The organism is Ralstonia psammae, assembly GCF_958405935.1.
In the GTDB taxonomy this organism is placed as follows: domain Bacteria; phylum Pseudomonadota; class Gammaproteobacteria; order Burkholderiales; family Burkholderiaceae; genus Ralstonia; species Ralstonia psammae.
On the sequence record NZ_CATZBU010000002.1, the window covers coordinates 1 to 16,835 of the forward strand.

The 16,835-nt window shown below is 64.5% G+C and carries 17 protein-coding genes; 5 read left to right on the plus strand and 12 right to left on the minus strand.

The genetic code is table 11. The features are described 5' to 3' along the window. The 10 genes from R2N16_RS03630 to R2N16_RS03675 form a co-directional block, all read right to left on the minus strand. On the minus strand, positions 1–178 hold a 178-nt coding region (locus R2N16_RS03630), incomplete at its 3' end, for a porin (RefSeq protein WP_316664829.1). 46 nt (positions 179–224) lie between these two features. Next, positions 225–569, minus strand: coding sequence for an L-rhamnose mutarotase (locus R2N16_RS03635; RefSeq protein ID WP_316664221.1), 345 nt, complete (start codon positions 567–569; stop codon positions 225–227). Between the two features lie 7 nt (positions 570–576). Then, the gene (locus R2N16_RS03640) at positions 577–1,353 is read right to left on the minus strand and encodes an SDR family oxidoreductase (RefSeq protein WP_316664222.1); all 777 of its coding nucleotides are present in this window, start codon (positions 1,351–1,353) and stop codon (positions 577–579) included. A 3-nt stretch (positions 1,354–1,356) separates the two neighbouring features. Then, positions 1,357–2,238: an L-fucono-1,5-lactonase gene (locus R2N16_RS03645; protein ID WP_316664830.1), complete on the minus strand. Its 882-nt coding sequence runs from the start codon at positions 2,236–2,238 to the stop codon at positions 1,357–1,359. 19 nt (positions 2,239–2,257) lie between these two features. After that, complete coding sequence (locus R2N16_RS03650; protein ID WP_316664223.1) at positions 2,258–3,535, minus strand: L-fuconate dehydratase; 1,278 nt, start codon at positions 3,533–3,535, stop codon at positions 2,258–2,260. A 35-nt stretch (positions 3,536–3,570) separates the two neighbouring features. Then, positions 3,571–4,431 (minus strand): fumarylacetoacetate hydrolase family protein, encoded by an 861-nt coding sequence (locus R2N16_RS03655; protein WP_316664224.1) that lies wholly within the window; start codon positions 4,429–4,431, stop codon positions 3,571–3,573. A gap of 36 nt (positions 4,432–4,467) precedes the next feature. Further along, positions 4,468–5,217: an SDR family oxidoreductase gene (locus R2N16_RS03660; RefSeq protein WP_316664225.1), complete on the minus strand. Its 750-nt coding sequence runs from the start codon at positions 5,215–5,217 to the stop codon at positions 4,468–4,470. 140 nt (positions 5,218–5,357) lie between these two features. Further along, on the minus strand, positions 5,358–6,305 hold the full coding sequence (locus R2N16_RS03665; RefSeq protein WP_316664226.1) for an ABC transporter substrate-binding protein: 948 nt from the start codon (positions 6,303–6,305) through the stop codon (positions 5,358–5,360). A gap of 35 nt (positions 6,306–6,340) precedes the next feature. Beyond that, positions 6,341–7,372: an ABC transporter permease gene (locus tag R2N16_RS03670; protein ID WP_316664227.1), complete on the minus strand. Its 1,032-nt coding sequence runs from the start codon at positions 7,370–7,372 to the stop codon at positions 6,341–6,343. Then, entirely contained in the window at positions 7,365–8,912 is a 1,548-nt protein-coding gene (locus R2N16_RS03675) for a sugar ABC transporter ATP-binding protein (protein ID WP_316664228.1), read from the minus strand. Before R2N16_RS03675 ends, R2N16_RS03670 begins: the two co-directional genes overlap by 8 nt. A 247-nt stretch (positions 8,913–9,159) precedes the next feature. On the opposite strand from R2N16_RS03675, the gene R2N16_RS03680 reads away from it, so the two are divergent. The 4 genes from R2N16_RS03680 (at position 9,160) to R2N16_RS03695 (ending at position 13,943) form a co-directional block, all read left to right on the plus strand. Next, positions 9,160–9,867: a FadR/GntR family transcriptional regulator gene (locus R2N16_RS03680; RefSeq protein ID WP_316664229.1), complete on the plus strand. Its 708-nt coding sequence runs from the start codon at positions 9,160–9,162 to the stop codon at positions 9,865–9,867. Positions 9,868–10,276: 409 nt separating this feature from the next. Next, positions 10,277–11,284 carry a zinc-binding alcohol dehydrogenase family protein gene (locus R2N16_RS03685; protein ID WP_316664230.1) on the plus strand — a complete coding sequence of 336 codons (1,008 nt, stop codon included), beginning with the start codon at positions 10,277–10,279 and terminating at the stop codon, positions 11,282–11,284. A gap of 4 nt (positions 11,285–11,288) precedes the next feature. After that, positions 11,289–12,416: a mannitol dehydrogenase family protein gene (locus R2N16_RS03690; protein WP_316664231.1), complete on the plus strand. Its 1,128-nt coding sequence runs from the start codon at positions 11,289–11,291 to the stop codon at positions 12,414–12,416. Positions 12,417–12,431: 15 nt separating this feature from the next. Then, the gene (locus R2N16_RS03695; RefSeq protein ID WP_316664232.1) at positions 12,432–13,943 is read left to right on the plus strand and encodes a UxaA family hydrolase; all 1,512 of its coding nucleotides are present in this window, start codon (positions 12,432–12,434) and stop codon (positions 13,941–13,943) included. 56 nt (positions 13,944–13,999) lie between these two features. Here R2N16_RS03695 and R2N16_RS03700 read toward each other — a convergent pair whose 3' ends face one another. Both R2N16_RS03700 and R2N16_RS03705 read right to left on the minus strand, forming a co-directional pair. After that, positions 14,000–14,773 (minus strand): DUF2182 domain-containing protein, encoded by a 774-nt coding sequence (locus R2N16_RS03700; protein WP_316664233.1) that lies wholly within the window; start codon positions 14,771–14,773, stop codon positions 14,000–14,002. After that, positions 14,748–15,518, minus strand: coding sequence for a DUF899 domain-containing protein (locus R2N16_RS03705; protein WP_316664234.1), 771 nt, complete (start codon positions 15,516–15,518; stop codon positions 14,748–14,750). The genes R2N16_RS03700 and R2N16_RS03705 overlap by 26 nt, the downstream gene beginning before the upstream one ends. An 86-nt stretch (positions 15,519–15,604) precedes the next feature. On the opposite strand from R2N16_RS03705, the gene R2N16_RS03710 reads away from it, so the two are divergent. After that, complete coding sequence (locus tag R2N16_RS03710) at positions 15,605–16,825, plus strand: helix-turn-helix domain-containing protein (protein ID WP_316664235.1); 1,221 nt, start codon at positions 15,605–15,607, stop codon at positions 16,823–16,825. Positions 16,826–16,835 lie beyond the last annotated feature (10 nt).

A 16,835-nucleotide genomic window follows, 5' to 3' on the forward strand; every position in this document is an offset into this window, starting at 1 on the left:
TGTCGGCGGCCCGCCAGAGGCTGCCGCCCGGCGAGGTCGCGGTGGGGGCGACATTGTTCTGGTAGTCGATGCCGCTGGCGACGCGGCCGTATAGCGTGACGTTGGTTTGTGCATGCGCGGCGCCAGCGGCCGCGCAAAGGATGGCCGCACACAGCGGCCAGGTTGCTCGTTTCTTCATTGTCATCTCCTCTCTGGTGTCATGCCGGCCACAGCCGGAATTGCTTCTACTGCGGTTGCTGTTGCAAATCGAAGATCCGAGTCATCGGTGTCCACTTCTGCCCCGCGAGCGTCCAGGGGGTGGGCGCCTGAAACTGCCACATCAGCGCTTCCCATTCGCGGATCTTCGGGTCGGTGTCGGTAGCAAGCGCCATGCGCTCGGCGTCGTAGATGGCGTCGTCGGTGTCCATGAGCATCACCATGCGGGTGCCCAGACGATAGATCTCCATACCGATCACGCCGTGCTCGCGCAGGTGCCGCGCGACTTCCGGCCAGATGCGCCGATGGTGGTCTTCGTACGTGGCGATGAGCGCCGCGTCGTCCTTCAAATCCAGAGCGAGGCAATAGCGCATGGCAACCTCAGGTCAGGGCACGGTCGAGGTGCGTGTAGCCACCGTCGACAAACACCCACTGCCCCGTCGTGTGCGAGGCCTGTGCAGAGAGCAGGAAGACAGTGGTGCTGGCAATCTCGTCGGCGGTGGTCATGCGTTGGCCGAGCGGAATCTTCGATGTAATCGCCGCGAGCTTGGCATCGGGGTTCTCGAACGTGGCGATCCAGCGTTCATACAGCGGCGTCAGCACCTCCGCCGGAATGACCGCATTGACACGCACGCCGTCCGGCGCCAGCGATGCCGCCCATTCCCGTGTGAGCGACAGCTGTGCACCCTTCGCGGCGGTGTACCCGCTCGTATTGCCTTGCCCCGTCAGCGCCGTCTTCGACGAGATATTGACGATGGCCCCTCGGCTCGCTTTCAGGTGCGGCAGGCACAGATGTGCCATGACGTAGTAGTGGATCAGGTTCTTTTCCAGGGAGCGCACGAAGGCGTCCCGGCCCGCGTCCAGCCCCACGCTGTCGTTGATGCCCGCATTGTTGACAAGGCCATCGATACGCCCGAACTCGCGCACGGTTTCCTCCACCATGCCGCGGCAATCGACCTCCTGTTCCAGGTCGAACTCGAAGAAGCGCGCTCTCGGCTGCCGACGCATCAGCTCGGCTTCAAACGCTGGCGCAATCGGGCTCTTGCCGCAGATAACAGGAATGGCCCCTTCGGCCGCCAGTTGCAGCGAGATAGCCGCACCAATGCCGGCCGCGCCGCCCGTGACGATGACGACTTTGTCTTGCAGATGCAAATCCATGGTTCAAGCCTTGAGTTGCAGGTTGTAGCAGCGGGCGGCGGTGCCACCCCAGAGGTTGGCGCGTTCGAGGGTGCTCAGCCGCTCTTCGGCCCAGACGTGCAGCACGTCATACACCGTGCCGTACGACGCGGCCAACTGGCACACAGGCCAATCCGACCCGAACATCACCCGGTTGGGGCCGAAGACGTCGAGCGCCACGTCCAGGCATTGGCGTGCGTGCTGAACGTCGCGCACGGTCAGGCCCTTTCGCCAATCGGCTTCGGTCAACAAGCCGGAAAGCTTGCAGGCGACATGCGGCATGTCCTTGAGCGGTGCCAGCGCGGCCCGCCAGCGCGCCAGCGCCTGCGCATCACGCTCGAACGCTGCAAGCGGTGGCTTGCCGAGGTGATCCAACACCAGCCAGTGATGATCGTGCCGGCCGCAGAAATCCACGGCGGGCGCCAGTTGATGACCGAACACCAGCACGTCGTACGTGTAGCCCCAGAGCTGCAGTAGCGCGACGCCGTGCTCGAATGCCGGGTCCGACAGAAATGCCGCGACATCCGGTTCGTCCTGCACGGTGTGCCGGAAGCCGACCAGCTTGTGCTCACCGCTCCTGGCTTCCAGGCGGGCTTCAAGATCGGCAGCATGCAGGTCTTCCCAACCCACTACGCCGACAATCCAGTCGTGTGCGGCAGCAAGGTCGAGCAGGAAATCCGTCTCTTCACGCACGCCGCGCGCCTGCACGGCAATCGCAGCGTCCAGGCGTTGCGCGCGCAGCTCGGGCAGCAGGTCGGCGGGCAGGCGGTCTTCGGCCAGGGCTTCCATGCCGGGGCCGATCCATGAATAGGCCTCGGGGCGATAGCGCCAGAAATGCTGGTGCGCGTCTATTCGTTGCACGGGCAGCACAGGTGCCGTCATCGCATCAGCCCCGGAAGCGGTACTGCTCGAGCGATGCGGGCTTCATCGTGATCGAGAACCCCGGTGCCTGCGGCGGCAGATAGGCGGCGTTGCGCACCACGCAGGGGTCGACAAAGTGCTCGTGCAGATGGTCGACGTACTCGACCACGCGCCCTTCGCGCGTGCCCGACACGCAGATGTAGTCGATCATCGACAGGTGCTGGACGTACTCGCACAGGCCCACGCCGCCCGCATGCGGGCACACCGGCAAACCGTACTTGGCAGCCATCAGCAGCACAGCCAGGATTTCATTCACGCCGCCCAGGCGGCACGCGTCGATCTGCACCACGTCAATCGCACCGCGCATGATGAACTGCTTGAAGAGGATGCGGTTCTGGCACATCTCGCCGGTGGCCACCTTGACGGGGGCGATCGCTTCGCGCACCGCGCGGTGCCCTTCCACATCGTCCGGACTGGTCGGCTCTTCAATGAACCACGGCTTGGCGAAACCGAGTTCGCGGACCCAGTCGATCGCCTCCTTCACCTCCCAGACTTGGTTGGCGTCGATCATCAGCTCGCGGTCCGGCCCGAGCACTTCGCGCGCGATGGAGACGCGGCGAATGTCGTCCTTCAAATCGCGTCCGACTTTGAGCTTGATGTGGCGGAAGCCGCTGTCGACAGCCTCGCGGCAGAGGCGGCGCAGTTTGTCATCGTCATAGCCGAGCCAGCCGGCGGACGTGGTGTAGCACGGGTAGCCTTCCTGCTCCAGCGTGCGGATACGCTCGGCCTTGCCGGGCGCCTGCTTGCGCAGCAGGTCCAGCGCTTCGTCGGCGGTGATGCCGTCGGTGATGTAGCGGAAGTCGATGCAGCGCACGAACGCTTCCGGCGTGAGATCGGCCACCAGGCGCCACAGCGGCTTGCCTTCGGCCTTGGCCCACAAATCCCATGCAGCATTGACGACCGCGCCGGTGGCGAGGTGGATGGCGCCCTTGTCCGGGCCGATCCAGCGCAACTGGCTGTCGGATGTGACATGGCGCCAGAAGCGGCCCATGTCTTCACGAATCCAGTCAAGATCCAGCCCCTCCACCAGATGACGCATCGCCTCGATGGCGGCGCAGCACACCTCGTTGCCGCGCCCGATGGTGAAGGTCAGGCCGTGGCCTTCCAGGCCCGGCTGGTCAGTCTCCAGGATCACGTAGGCCGCGGAGTAGTCCGGGTCCGGATTCATCGCGTCGGAGCCGTCGAGATGCTGGGAAGTCGGAAAGCGCACGTCCAGCACGCGCAAGGATCGGATGATGGTCATGAGTATCGTGTTTGGGATTGCGGAATGCGTGCCCTTCAGCCTTGCGCGTTCACCGTGCGCTGGCGCTGCTCGCCCAGGCCTTGGATGCCCAGGCGCATGGTCTGGCCGGCACGCAGATAGACCGGCGGCTTCTGCCCCAGCCCCACGCCGGGCGGCGTGCCGGTGGAGATCACATCGCCCGGCTGCAGGCTCATGAAGCGGCTCAGATAGCTCACGAGATGCGCCACGCCAAACACCATGGTCGACGTCGATCCGTTCTGATAGCGATGCCCATCCACCTCCAGCCACAGATGCAGCGCCTGCGGGTTGGGCACCTCGTCGGCGGTGACGAGCCATGGGCCGATGGGGCCGAAGGTGTCGCAGCCCTTGCCCTTGTCCCATGTGCCGCCGCGCTCGAGCTGGTATTCACGCTCCGACACATCGTTGATGACACAGTAGCCCGCGACGTGCGCGAGCGCGTCGGCCTCGCTGATGTACCGGCCGCCCTTGCCGATCACCACGCCAAGCTCGACTTCCCAATCGGTCTTCACCGAGCCGCGCGGAATTTCAACGTCATCGTCCGGGCCGCAGATGGCGCTGGTCCATTTGCCGAAGACGACCGGCTCGGCCGGCACTTCGGCACCGGTTTCGGCGGCGTGGTCGGAGTAGTTCAAGCCGATGCAGATGAACTTGCCGACCTTGCCCACGCAGGCGCCCAGGCGCAGGCCGGCTTGCGGCGTGCCCTCGACGATGGGCAGGCGGCCGATGTCCAGCGTGCGCAGGTGAGCGAGGCTCTCGGGCAGCAGTGCTGTACCGCCAATGTCATCAATCACGGCCGACAGGTCGCGTACCTGCCCTTGCGCATCGAGCAGGCCGGGCTTTTCCTGGCCCTTGGGGCCGTAACGGAGGAGTTTCATCGTGTTGTCGTTGTGGACTGCAATCAATCAAACCAATCAGTTGGACCAGCCGCCGTCGATCACGCAGCAGGTGCCGGTCGTGAAGCGGGACTCATCCGAAGCGAGGTAGGTGGCCAGCGCGGCAATCTCGTCTGGCGTGCCGACGCGGCCCATCGGCTGGCGCGCAACGAAGGCCGCGCGGACGCTGTCGATGGACACGTTCTGTTCCTGCGCCTGCGTGGCAATGCGCTGCTCGAGCGAAGGAGACTCCACCGTGCCCGGGCAGATGGCGTTGCAGCGGATGCCGCGCGCCACAAAGTCGGCGGCAATCGCCTTGGTCATACCAATGACCGCGGCCTTGGTAGCGCCATACACGAAGCGGTTCGGCACGCCTTTCACGCTGGAAGCGGCGGAGGCCATGTTGATGATCGATGCACCGCCGTGGTCCAGCATCTTCGGCAACAGCGCACGCGTGAGCCTGTACATCGACGTCACGTTGAGCTGCCATGAGAACGCCCAGTCGTCTTCCGAGCATTCGAGGATGCTGCCGTGGTGCACGAAGCCCGCGCAGTTGAACAGCGCATCGAAGGCGGCTTCTTCGCGTGCCAGGACGGCAACAGCGTTGGCGTCGGTCACATCCAGGCGCAGGGTGCGAATGCCGGCCGTCTCTGCCAGTGTGGCCAGCGCCTGTGCATTGATATCGGTGGCGAGCACCTGCGCGCCCTCTTTTGCAAACATCACCGCACTTGCCCGGCCAATACCTTGCCCGGCCGCCGTCACGAGGATGCGTTTTCCTTGAAGTCTCATTGCGTCTGCGTACCGGGGTGGCCACGTTTGGCGATGGCCCATTCCGGCAATGGAGTTAAAACACTGCGCCGCTCAGGAAAGGGATCCAGCCGGCATGGCGGCGAACGACGCTCCGCCACGCCCCTCATTGCGATGATTCGTCAGTACAGAACGTTCTTGGCCTCAGGCGAATCCAGGTTCTGCTTGTTAACCACCATCACGCCCGTGTCGACCTGCTTCTGTACGGGCTTCTTCTCGATCACGCTGACGACCGTCTCGATGCCCTTGTAGCCCATCTGGTACGAGCTTTGGACTGCGATTGCACGGATCGTGCCGTCCCGCACGAAGCCCTGCAGATCCTGGTTGCCATCAAAGCCGATGGCCGCCACCTTGCCGCTCTTGCCCGACTGCTGCAGGGCGCGCCCCATCCCGACTGCCGTCGGCTCGTTCGCCCCGAAGATGCCCTTGAGATCGGGATTGGCGGCCAGCACGTCCGTCGTCTGGTTCAGCGCCGTTGCCATTTGCGATTGCGAATAGAACGGCCCCACGATCTGCAGCTTCGAATGCGCCTCGATGTATTTTTTGAAGCCGCCCACACGGCCGATTTCAGACCCGGCGCCTGGCACATAAGACATGATTGCGATCTTGCCGGTCTGGCCGACGGCCTCGATCATCGCCTTCGCACACAACTCACCTGCCTTCGCGTTGTCCGTCGACAGGAACGACTGGTAATACTGCTTGCCGGAATCGGAGACCATCGAGTCGATCAGCACCACGGGGATGTGCGCTTCCCACGCTTTCTTCATCGCCGGCACCAGCGCATCCGGGTCGGACGGAGCGAGGACAATGCCCGCGACATGCCGGTTGACCGCGTTCTCGACCATATTCACTTCGTCGGCAATGGCGGATTCAGCAGCCGGCCCCTGAAAGGTCATCGTGTAGCCCTTCGCGTTGCCCATGGCGGCCGTCGCGCCCTTCTGAACGTTCTGCCAGTAGTTGGAATTTGCCGATTTCACGATCACGGCAATTTCACCGCCCGCAGCCTGCGCATAGGCAGAAAACAATGCACACGTTGCAGCAACCACCGCCAGCACGGAACACTTCTTCATGTCTCACTCCTTGGTTTTGGTTTGAACTTCTCGACTCACAACTTGCGATTTCTGAGCTGATCGATCCAGACGGTGCCAAGGATGACCACGCCGATGATGATCTGCTGAATGAAACTCGATACGCCGTTCATGTTGAGCCCGTTGCGCAACACGCCGATCACGAACGCGCCGATGGCTGTGCCCGAAACCGTTCCGACACCGCCCATCAGCGACGTCCCACCGATGACGGCACTGGCAATCGCATCGAGTTCGTACATCACGCCCTCGTTCGGTTGTGCTGTCACCAGGCGAGACATCAGCACGCACCCGGTCATGCCTGCCAGCAAGCCCGACAGCACATACGTGAACAGCTTCACGCCCTGCACGTTCACGCCGGACAAGCGCGCGGCCTCGGCATTCGAGCCGACCGCGTAGATGTGGCGACCGAGTGACGTGCGTGAGAGCAGCACGGAGACAGCGATGAACAGCGCAAGCATGATCACCACCGGGTAAGGAATGCCGGGGAAGACCGTGTCCGGAAAGCCGTCTGCCCCGATGTGCGAGATGCGGAACAGTGCGCCATTGCCGAGTTCGCCAAAGGCGTCACCCAGGCCCGAGACCGGACGGGCGCCCGTGATCTGCAGGGCCAGGCCGCGCGCGACCAGCATCATGCCCAGCGTGGCAATGAATGGCGGCAGGCCCATCCGGGTGATGCAGATGCCGTTGACCCATCCGCACATGGCACCGACCACCACGCCGGCCAGCATGGCAATCGGAACCGGTACGCCCATCTTCACGAGCAACGCGGCCACGACGCCTGAGAGCGCCAGCACCGAGCCCACCGACAAGTCGATGCCGCCGGTGATGATGACGCACGTGGCCGCCACCCCCAGGTAGGCAATCGACGTGACCTGCAGTGCGACGGTCATGAAGTTGCCGACCGAAAAGAACGCTGCGCTGGTTGCGGAAAACGCAATCACGAGCGCCACCAGGCTACCGAGCGCTGCAAACTTTTGGATCAAGTCCCGATGGTGTTGCTTGCGCTGCGTTTTCACGGCCTGCGGCTGATCTGATGTCATTTCAAGCATGTGTTCGTCCTGATGCGTAATGCAGAATTTCTTCCTGGTTTGTCTTCCGTGTTTCCAGGACTGCCGTAATCCGGCCCTCATGAAAGACGGCAATTCGATCTGTCATGCCCAGCAGTTCCGGCAGTTCCGAACTGATCAGCACGACACCGACACCGTCCGCAGCAAGTTCGTCCATCAGCCCGTAAATCGCATACTTGGCGCCAACGTCGATGCCCCGCGTCGGCTCATCAAAAAACAGGATGCGCGAACCGCGATACAGCCACTTGCCGATCACGATCTTCTGTTGATTGCCACCCGAGAGGTTGCGCACCGTCTGCCCAACCGTGGGCGTGCGGATGTTCAGCTCGCGCACGTAGCGTTGCGCCACAGCAGTCTCTTCGGAAAAGCGCAGGAAGCCACGCGATGAAATCGCCCGCACATTGGCCAGGGTGATGTTGACGGCCACCGGCATCGACAACGCCAGGCCGTCCTTCTTTCTGTCTTCCGACAAGTAGGCAATGCCTTGCCGGATGGCCTCGCGCGGCGAACGGATCGTGACCGGCGTGTCGCCCAGCATGATCGAACCGGAGTCGATCCGTTCCGCACCGAAAATGGCCCGCGCCACCTCTGTACGGCCGGCGCCCATCAAGCCGGAAAAACCGAGAATCTCGCCCTTGCGCAGCTCGAACGACACCGGGCCGAAGACCCCTGCCCGGCTCAGCGCGTTGACGCGCAACAGCACCTCGTTGGTGGGCACCGATCGGCGCGCGGGGAACACATCGTCCAGGGAGCGGCCGACCATCCGCGCGACGATCTCGTTGACACTGGTTGAAGCAAAATCGCTCGTGGCGATGTGGCGGCCGTCGCGCAGCACCGTCACGCGATCAACGATCTCGGCCATCTCGTCAAGCCGATGCGAGATGTACAGAATCGCCACGCCATCGGCGCGCAGCTCCTTGATGATGCGAAATAACTGAACGGTTTCGGATTCCGTGAGCGAAGACGTGGGCTCGTCCATGATCAGCACACGCGCGTTGAGCGACAGCGCCTTGGCGATCTCCACCATCTGTTGCTGTGCGATCGACAGCGCGCTGACCAGCGTGGTCGGTTCGACAGCCAGGCCGATCCGCTGTAGATAGCTCCGTGCGTTGGTGTTGAGCTTGCGGTAATCAATGAACGGGCCGCGCTTGGGCTCGCGCGCCAGGAAGATGTTCTCCGCCACAGACAAATGCGGCACGAGATTCAGCTCCTGATGGATGATCGCGATGCCGGCGGCCTGCGCTTCGGATGTCGACGCAAACCGCACCACTTCGCCGCGGTAGGAGATGGCGCCGTCGTCCGCCGTGTACTGGCCGCTGATGATCTTCATCAGGGTGGATTTGCCGGCACCGTTTTCGCCGCAGACGGCATGGACTTCGCCCACGCGCAGATCCAGATCCACGCCATCCAGCGCAACCACGCCGGGGAAGCGTTTGCCGATGCGCCGCAGGCAAAGGATCTCTTGCGGCGTCGACGATCTGGAGCTGCTTACGTGCGTAGGCACGGCATCAGCACTGCTCATCGTGGTCTCCGTTGTGTTGCGAGGCTCTGATCTTCCGCTCGACGCACTGGTAAGTCCAGTTCGGAGCGATTCGACCGAGCCCAAGCATTTTTTGGTCAAACCAATATCACTTACAACACACCTGCCTGACCACTAGTGCAAACCCTGAAGTGTCGCAAACGCCAGTGTCGACAACGGCTAGCGGTGCCCATGCTAGACTCGAAACACACCCGTACGCGGCAACACCCGCGCAAAAATGCACACCACAATGAAGCAGACAGAGCCAAAGCGGCTTTACCAATCTGTAGCTGCGCAGATTCTCGCCCTGATCCGGCAGGAAAAACTCGCACCCGGCACACGCTTGCCACCCGAGCGCGAACTGGCGCAGACACTAGGGGTATCGCGCCCGTCGTTGCGCGAGGCACTGATCGCCCTGGAGATTGGCGGCCAGGTCGAGATCCGCATGGGTTCCGGCGTGTATGTGCAAGACGCCAGTGCGGCGAGCGAGAGCGCGGCCATTCCGTCGCTGGGCGAGAGCCCCTCCGAACTGATGCAGGCCCGAGCCGTTCTTGAAGGCGACGTGATCACGCTCGCCACGGGGCGCCTGACGGCGGCCACGCTGGATAAACTCCAGCGCACCATCGAGCGCATGAAGAAACTCGCATCGGGGGGAAAGTCGCCCACCGATGCCGACCGCCAGTTCCACATGCTGATCGCGGAGACCGCCGGCAATTCAGTCCTGAGCCGCTTCGTGGCCGAGCTGTTCGATAGCCGCCACGACCCACTCGCCGTGGCCATCCGCGACCACGCGGAGGGCGAATCAAGCTGGCATGCGGCCGTGCATGAACACGAAGAGATTCTCAAGGCGCTGCAAGCGGGCGACCCCATCGCGGCGCAAACCGCCATGCGGGCGCACTTGAAAGCATCCGAAGAGCGCTGGATTGCGGGCGCCATTCAGCAAGACAGCGCACAGTAGCCGCCCTCGCCTGATGCGCGGCCCGCCCGCGGCCGCGCAACCCCTCCTCCGGCACACCCCGCCCCAGCCACCGCCAAGGTGGTCTGACCAAATTTTAGGTCGCCACGACTTTATTGCTTGAAAACAAGGGATTTTCTGCATCAGGGTTTCCCCCATCAAGAAATTTCTCCCAAGATGTTAAATTGGCCTGACCAATAGGTGAGGCCTGTGTGGCATGACCAATTGCCCGAGATGCGGAGAGTGACTCCCTCAACTTGGCGCAATGCAAGCGCGCAACCAGACCCCACCTCATCACGCAAGGAGACCGGAAGGTGACCCACCGTTTGCAATTACCACGCGCGCATATTCAGCCTCTTCAACGGCTCCGTCGAACGGAGCCGGGCGGCGCATCTTCGGCCGGAGCCACATCATGCTGACGGTCGTTTGCGAGACACCAGGCACCCTGCTTGCGCTGGACCGCCCTGTCCCCAGTCCTGCCGAGGGCGAGGTCCTGTTGAGCGTCAAACGCGTGGGCGTGTGCGGTACCGACATGCACATCTTCACGGGCAATCAGCCCTATCTCAACTATCCGCGCGTGATGGGGCATGAACTGTCGGGCATCGTCGAACAGGCACCGCCCGGCAGCGCGCTGGCCAAGGGCGACGTGGTGTACGTGATGCCCTACCTGTCCTGCGGGCACTGCGTAGCGTGCCGCCAGGGTCGGACAAACTGCTGCGTCAACATCCAGGTGCTGGGGGTGCATCGCGATGGGGCGTTCACGGAATACCTGAGCGTGCCGCAAGCCTTCGTGCACAAGGCGGACGGTGTGAGCCTGGATCAAGCCGCAATGGTCGAATTTCTGGCCATTGGCGCGCACGCGGTGCGTCGTGCGCAGGTGCGTGCCGGGCAGCGCGTGCTGGTGGTAGGCGCTGGCCCGATCGGCATGGCGGCCATGATCTTTGCCAAACTGCGCGGCGCGGTGGTCACGGCGCTGGACTCACGTGGGGATCGCCTCGCCTTTGCGAAGGAGCAACTTGGCGTGGATGCCTGCGTTGTGCTGGGCGATACCGATGAAGCGCAACTCGGCACCCTCACGGGCAATGAGTTTTATGACGTCGTGTTCGATGCCACGGGCAATCCGAAAGCCATGGAGCGTGGCTTGCGCTTCGTGGCGCATGCCGGCACGTACGTGCTGATCTCCCTGGTAGCGGCCAACATCTCGTTCTCGGACCCCGAGTTCCACAAACGCGAGACCACACTGCTCGCCAGTCGCAACGCCACCACGGAAGATTTTGAGACCGTGCTCGAAGCCATGCGCGCGGGTCAGATTCCAGCCGCGCTGAACACGCACCGCATGGCGCTGGCGGACGTGCCCGCGCACTTCAAGACGCTGCTCGACCCCGCCGCTGGCGTAGTGAAAGCCATCGTGGAGTGCTGAGCGCATGACCCAGCCGATCCTCCAGTTCGGCACGAGCCGCTTCCTGCAGGCGCACGTCGACTTGTTTGTGTCGGAGGCGCTCGATGCAGGACAGGCGCTGGGCGGCATCACGGTCGTGCAGACCACCGCCAACCCGGCGAGCGCCTCACGCGTGGCGGCGCTGGCCGGCGGCGCGGGTTATCCGGTACGCATTCGCGGCTTGCAAGACGGTGTACCGATTGACCACACCGTTACCTGCCACGCTGTCCGGCGCGCCTTTCAGGCAGAGGCCGACTGGGTACAACTATGCGAACTCACGGCAACACACGTGCAGGTCGTGGTTTCCAACACGGCCGATCAGGGCTACCAACTCGACCCGCGCGATGACGCCCGCTTGCTGCAAGAGCCATCGCGCGTGCCACGCAGCTTCCCAGCCAAGCTGATGGTGTTGCTGCACGGCCGCTGGCTGCGGCAGCCTCAGGCGCCGTTGTCGCTGTTTCCGTGCGAGCTGATCGAGCGCAATGGCGACACGCTTTGCGCGACGGTCTGCGCGCTAGCGCAGCAGTGGGCGCTGCCCCCCGCGTTCGTCGATTGGCTGCGCACGCATTGCGTGTGGGCCAACTCGCTCGTGGACCGCATCGTCTCCGAGGCACTGCACCCTGTGGGCGCCGTGGCAGAACCGTACGCGCTATGGGCCATCGAGCGGCGTCCCGGGCTGGTGCTGCCGTGCACGCACCCGGGCATCGTGCTGACAGATGAACTGGATCACCACGAGCGGCTCAAGCTCTTTCTGCTCAACGCGGGCCACACCTTTCTGGCCGAGCGTTGGCGCGAAGATGCGCACCCCGCCGATCTGACCGTCGCGCAAGCCATGGGCGACCCGCGCCTGCGGCCGGAGCTGGAAGCGCTGTGGCGCGACGAGATCGTTCCCGTATTCGCTGCCCTGCACAAGCGCGAGGCCGCCGAGGCCTATCTCGTGTTGCTGCGGGAACGGTTGTTGAACCCCTACCTTGCCCACCGCCTGGCAGACATCGCGCAGAACCACGCGCAGAAGAAGCTGCGGCGCTTGGCTCCCATCGTCGCGCTGACGCGGCAGTTGGGCTTGCATCTCGCCCAGCCGCGCCTGAACGCCGCGCTGGCCAATCTGAATTGAACCCGCAAAAGCACCATGTCCGACGCCTCCCTCATCCTTCTTGCCGCCGATGACGACGTGGCCGTCGCGCGTGTTGCGCTGCCGCCCGGCACGGCACTCGACACCGCGTTGACCACTCGCGATGCGATTCCCGCCGGCCACAAGGTCGCACTGCGCGACATCGCGGTGGGACAGCCGGTGCACAAGTATGGGCAGGTCATCGGCGTGGCCACGGCGCCCATGCGTGCGGGTGAGCACGTGCACGTGCACAACATCGGCATGGCTCACTCTGCCGCCGAGCACACTGTGGGCCACGCATACCGCGCCACGGTGCCCGTCGACACGCCTGCCACGTTCGAAGGGTACGTGCGGGAAGACGGCCGCGTCGGCACACGCAATTTCATCGGCGTCATCGCCAGCGTGAACTGCTCAGCCACCGTGTGCCGGCATATCGTGCAAGCAGCCCAGGCAGAGGCGGCCGCTTTCCCCAACGTGGATGGCGTTGTCGCCATCACGCACGGCAGCGGCTGCGGCATGGCCGGTAACGGCGAGGGGCTGGTACTGCTGCAGCGCACCCTGCGCGGCTATGCCGATCACCCCAACTTTGCTGGCGTGCTGGTCGTTGGCCTCGGTTGCGAAGTCAACCAGGTCGCACCGCTCGTGCAGATGTTGGGGGCGCGAACACCGGGCCTGTTTGCGTCGCTGACGATCCAGGAAGAAGGCGGAACACGTGAGGCCATTGCCGCCGGCTTGGCGATGCTGCGCGACATGCTGCCCATCGCGAACCAGGCACAACGCCGCACCGTCCCGGCCAGCCACCTGACGGTGGGCCTGCAATGCGGCGGGTCGGACGGGTACTCCGGCATCAGCGCCAACCCTGCGCTGGGCGCGGCGGTAGATTTGCTCGTGCGGCACGGGGGCACCGCAGTCCTGTCTGAAACGCCAGAGATCTATGGCGCGGAGCACCTGTTGACGGCACGCGCCGTCACGCCTGCCGTTGCCGATGCGTTGATGGACCGACTCGCCTGGTGGGAGCATTACACCCGCACGTTGGGCGCAGACATGAACAACAACCCATCGCCCGGCAACAAGGCCGGCGGTGTCACAACCATCCTGGAAAAATCCCTCGGCGCGGTCGCCAAGGGCGGCAGCAGCGGGCTGATGGCCGTGTATGAATACGCCCAACCGGTCCAGGCGCACGGTCTCGTCTTCATGGACACCCCCGGCTACGACCCCGTGTCTGCCACGGGCCAGGTCGCCGGCGGCGCCAACCTGATCTGCTTTACAACAGGCCGGGGGTCCACCTACGGCTGCAAGCCGGTGCCCTCCTTGAAGCTGGCCACCAACAGCGCGCTCTTCCAGCACATGGAACTGGACATGGACTACGACTGCGGCGGCATCGTCGACGGCCGCCTCAGCATTGCACAAGCCGGCCAGGCGCTGTTCCAGCTGATGCTGGCCACCGCCTCCGGCACCCGCACCAAGAGTGAACTCAACGGCCTGGGCGACAACGAGTTCGTACCGTGGCAGCTTGGCGCTGTCATGTAAGGCCGGTGTTTGATGCGCCTCACCCAGCATGCGCGATACGGCTGGGATACGGCCGGTCAGGGCAACGCGGCGCACAGCGTCAAGAACAACCCCGCGCCGATGGCAACGGTGCCAATGCAGCGGGCCACGCGCTCTCCGGCGGGCGCCAGGCGCTCCAGCGTGATCGCCGCTGACACGGTCGCCATCGCGCGCAGATCCATGACGCCGGTCACCAGCAGGATTGCCGTCAGGCCCGCGCACGACGCAGCGCAGCGCAGGCCGAGGCGCAAGCCAAATCGCCACGCTGCGCCGCCAAGCGCTGGCACTGCGCGGCAACGTGCCAGCTGCCGCGCCTTCCATGCGCTGAACTGCAGTGCGCCCGCCGCAAGAACGACGACACCGCTGGCAACCGGCACCACGCGCGCCAGCACGGGCCATGTCATCTCAAGCTGGGCCAACGCAGCACCCAGCGTAAAGACCATCGCGCCGATCAGCGCCCACACCGCGAAGTACCCAGCACCCGCCAACGCGGTCGGCGCACCAACGTCCGGCTTGCCCGCCAGGTGAAGCGCAACGCGGTACCGCCGCAGCACCGGCAGCAATGACGGCAGCATCATCGCCACCATCATCACCGTCCACATGCAGGCAAACGATGCGGCAAAGTTCCACCACGTCTGCCCGCACATCGGCATCCAGGCCATCGGCATCTCGGTCATGGCCGGCATGGCGTTGTGCCACGCCACCGTCGCTGCGGTGCTGGCAATGAACAGCAATGCCGAGACGGCCAGGAAGCCGCGCTCGGACACTGCGTGCTCGCGTGGCAGATCAACGCTGATGGGCGTACTCGTCATGGCGACGCCACCAGACACCGGTTTCGTTGCGGCCCAGCGGCGCGCGGTCGAGCCACTGGTATGCGCCCCACAAGCCATCAAGCCCGCGCGCGTAGGTGGAATACGTGTGGTACACGACGCCATCTTCGAGCACGAATGCGCTCATGCCAGGCCGGTCGCGCACGTAAGTGGGTGCATCGGTGCCGCACATGGTTGCGAACTGCTGCACGGGTTCTGGCAGGTCGGATGCATCCATCACGTGGCTGCCGCGCACGTAGTTGTAGTCGGCGCTGCCGGCGCGCTGCTGCTCCTCCGAGATCGAGACGTTGAAATCGTAGTTGAAGTCGCTACCCACCGACGACACCCACGGAAAAGTCCAGCCCATCCGCTCGCGATACTCGAGCAGCTTGGCCAGTGACCCGCGCGACACCGCAAGCAGCGTGACGTCGTGGTTCGCCAGATGCGTGACGAAGCCATCAAAGCCATCGGCAATCATCGAGCACGATGGGCAGCCCGCCTTGTAGTCCGGCCCGAACATGAAGTGATAGACCAGCAGTTGCGAACGGCCGCCGAACAGATCGGCCAGCGATGCGCTGCCGTCCTCCGTTTCAAAGCGGTAGCTTTTGTCGATGCGGACCCATGGCAGCGCCTGCCGGCGGCGCGCGAGTTCATCGCTGCGGCGGGTGAGTTCCTTCTCCGCCTTGAGCAGTTCAATGCGTTCTGCCAGCCAAGTTGCGCGGGTTGCAGTGGGGTGTGTTGCACTCATGCTTGCCTCCGTTTTGGGTGAGTGGTCGTGTGCTAGATTAGGCGCCGACCTCAAACGGCGGGAGTGACAAGTGTGGCGGGATTCGAATGGATTCATTGATCACAGCCGCAGCGCGCGCGCTCGCTGCCGGTGACCCGTTCGGAGCGCTGAACCGCGTCGCCTTGCGCGACGATGCAGCCGCACTCGCCCTGCGCGGCATCGCCATGGCACAGCTCGGTGATCTGGCGCGCGCCAAGCTCTTGCTGCGTCGCGCGGCCCGCGCATTCGGTTCTCGGGAGGCACTGGCACGCGCACGCTGCATCGTCGCGGAAGCCGAAGTCGCCCTCGCCTCGCGCGATCTTGGCTGGCCCGCCAAAACCCTCGACACGGCACGCGCCACGCTGGAAGCCCATGACGATCACATCAACGCTGCTCACGCGCGGTATCTCACCATCCGCCGCCTGCTGCTGATCGGCCGCCTGGACGACGCGGAGGCCGCACTTGCCGCGCTCAACCCCACGCGTCTTCCGCCGGTATTGCGCGCGGCTCACGCGCTTGTCGTTGCGGGCATTGCCATCCGACGCCTACGGACGACTGCCGCGCGGGCAGCCCTGGCCGACGCTGACCTCGCTGCGCGCCAGGCCGGTATTCCGACGCTCACTGCCGAAGTGGAACGTGCCGCCCTGGCCCTCAGCGCGCCGGCCGCGCGCCTGATCTCGCGCGGCGAGGAGCACGTCCTGCGCCTTGAAGCTGTCGAAGCCCTCTTCGCGTCGGACGCGCTCGTGGTGGACGCGTGCCGGCTTGCCATGCGGCAGACCGATACGGTCGTCCCCCTTGCCACGCGGCCCGTGCTCTTCACGCTGGCGCGTGCACTGGCCGAAGCGTGGCCCGAAGACGTGCCCAGAGACGCCCTCATCGCCCGCGCATTCCGCACCCGGCATCCCGACGAATCGCACCGCGTGCGCCTGCGCGTCGAGATCGGGCGCTTGCGCACTGCGCTTGGTGCACTGGGCACGATCAAGGCGACCCGACACGGATTCGCACTGCAACCGCACGCAGCGCCGAACGTCGTCGTACTCGCGCAGCCCGTCGATGAGCAATACGCCGCCGTGCTGGCCTGCCTGGCCGATGGGGAATCGTGGTCCAGCTCCGCATTGGCATTGGCGCTTGGGGCCAGCCAGCGCACCGTCCAGCGCGCGCTCGACGCATTGGCAGCGGCCGGCAAGGTGCAGTTTTTCGGACGCGGGCGCGCGCGCCGCTGGGTGACGCCGCCGGTACCCGGATTCGCGACCACGTTGTTACTCCCTGCCCCGCTGCCAAGTGAGTAGGATGAAGACT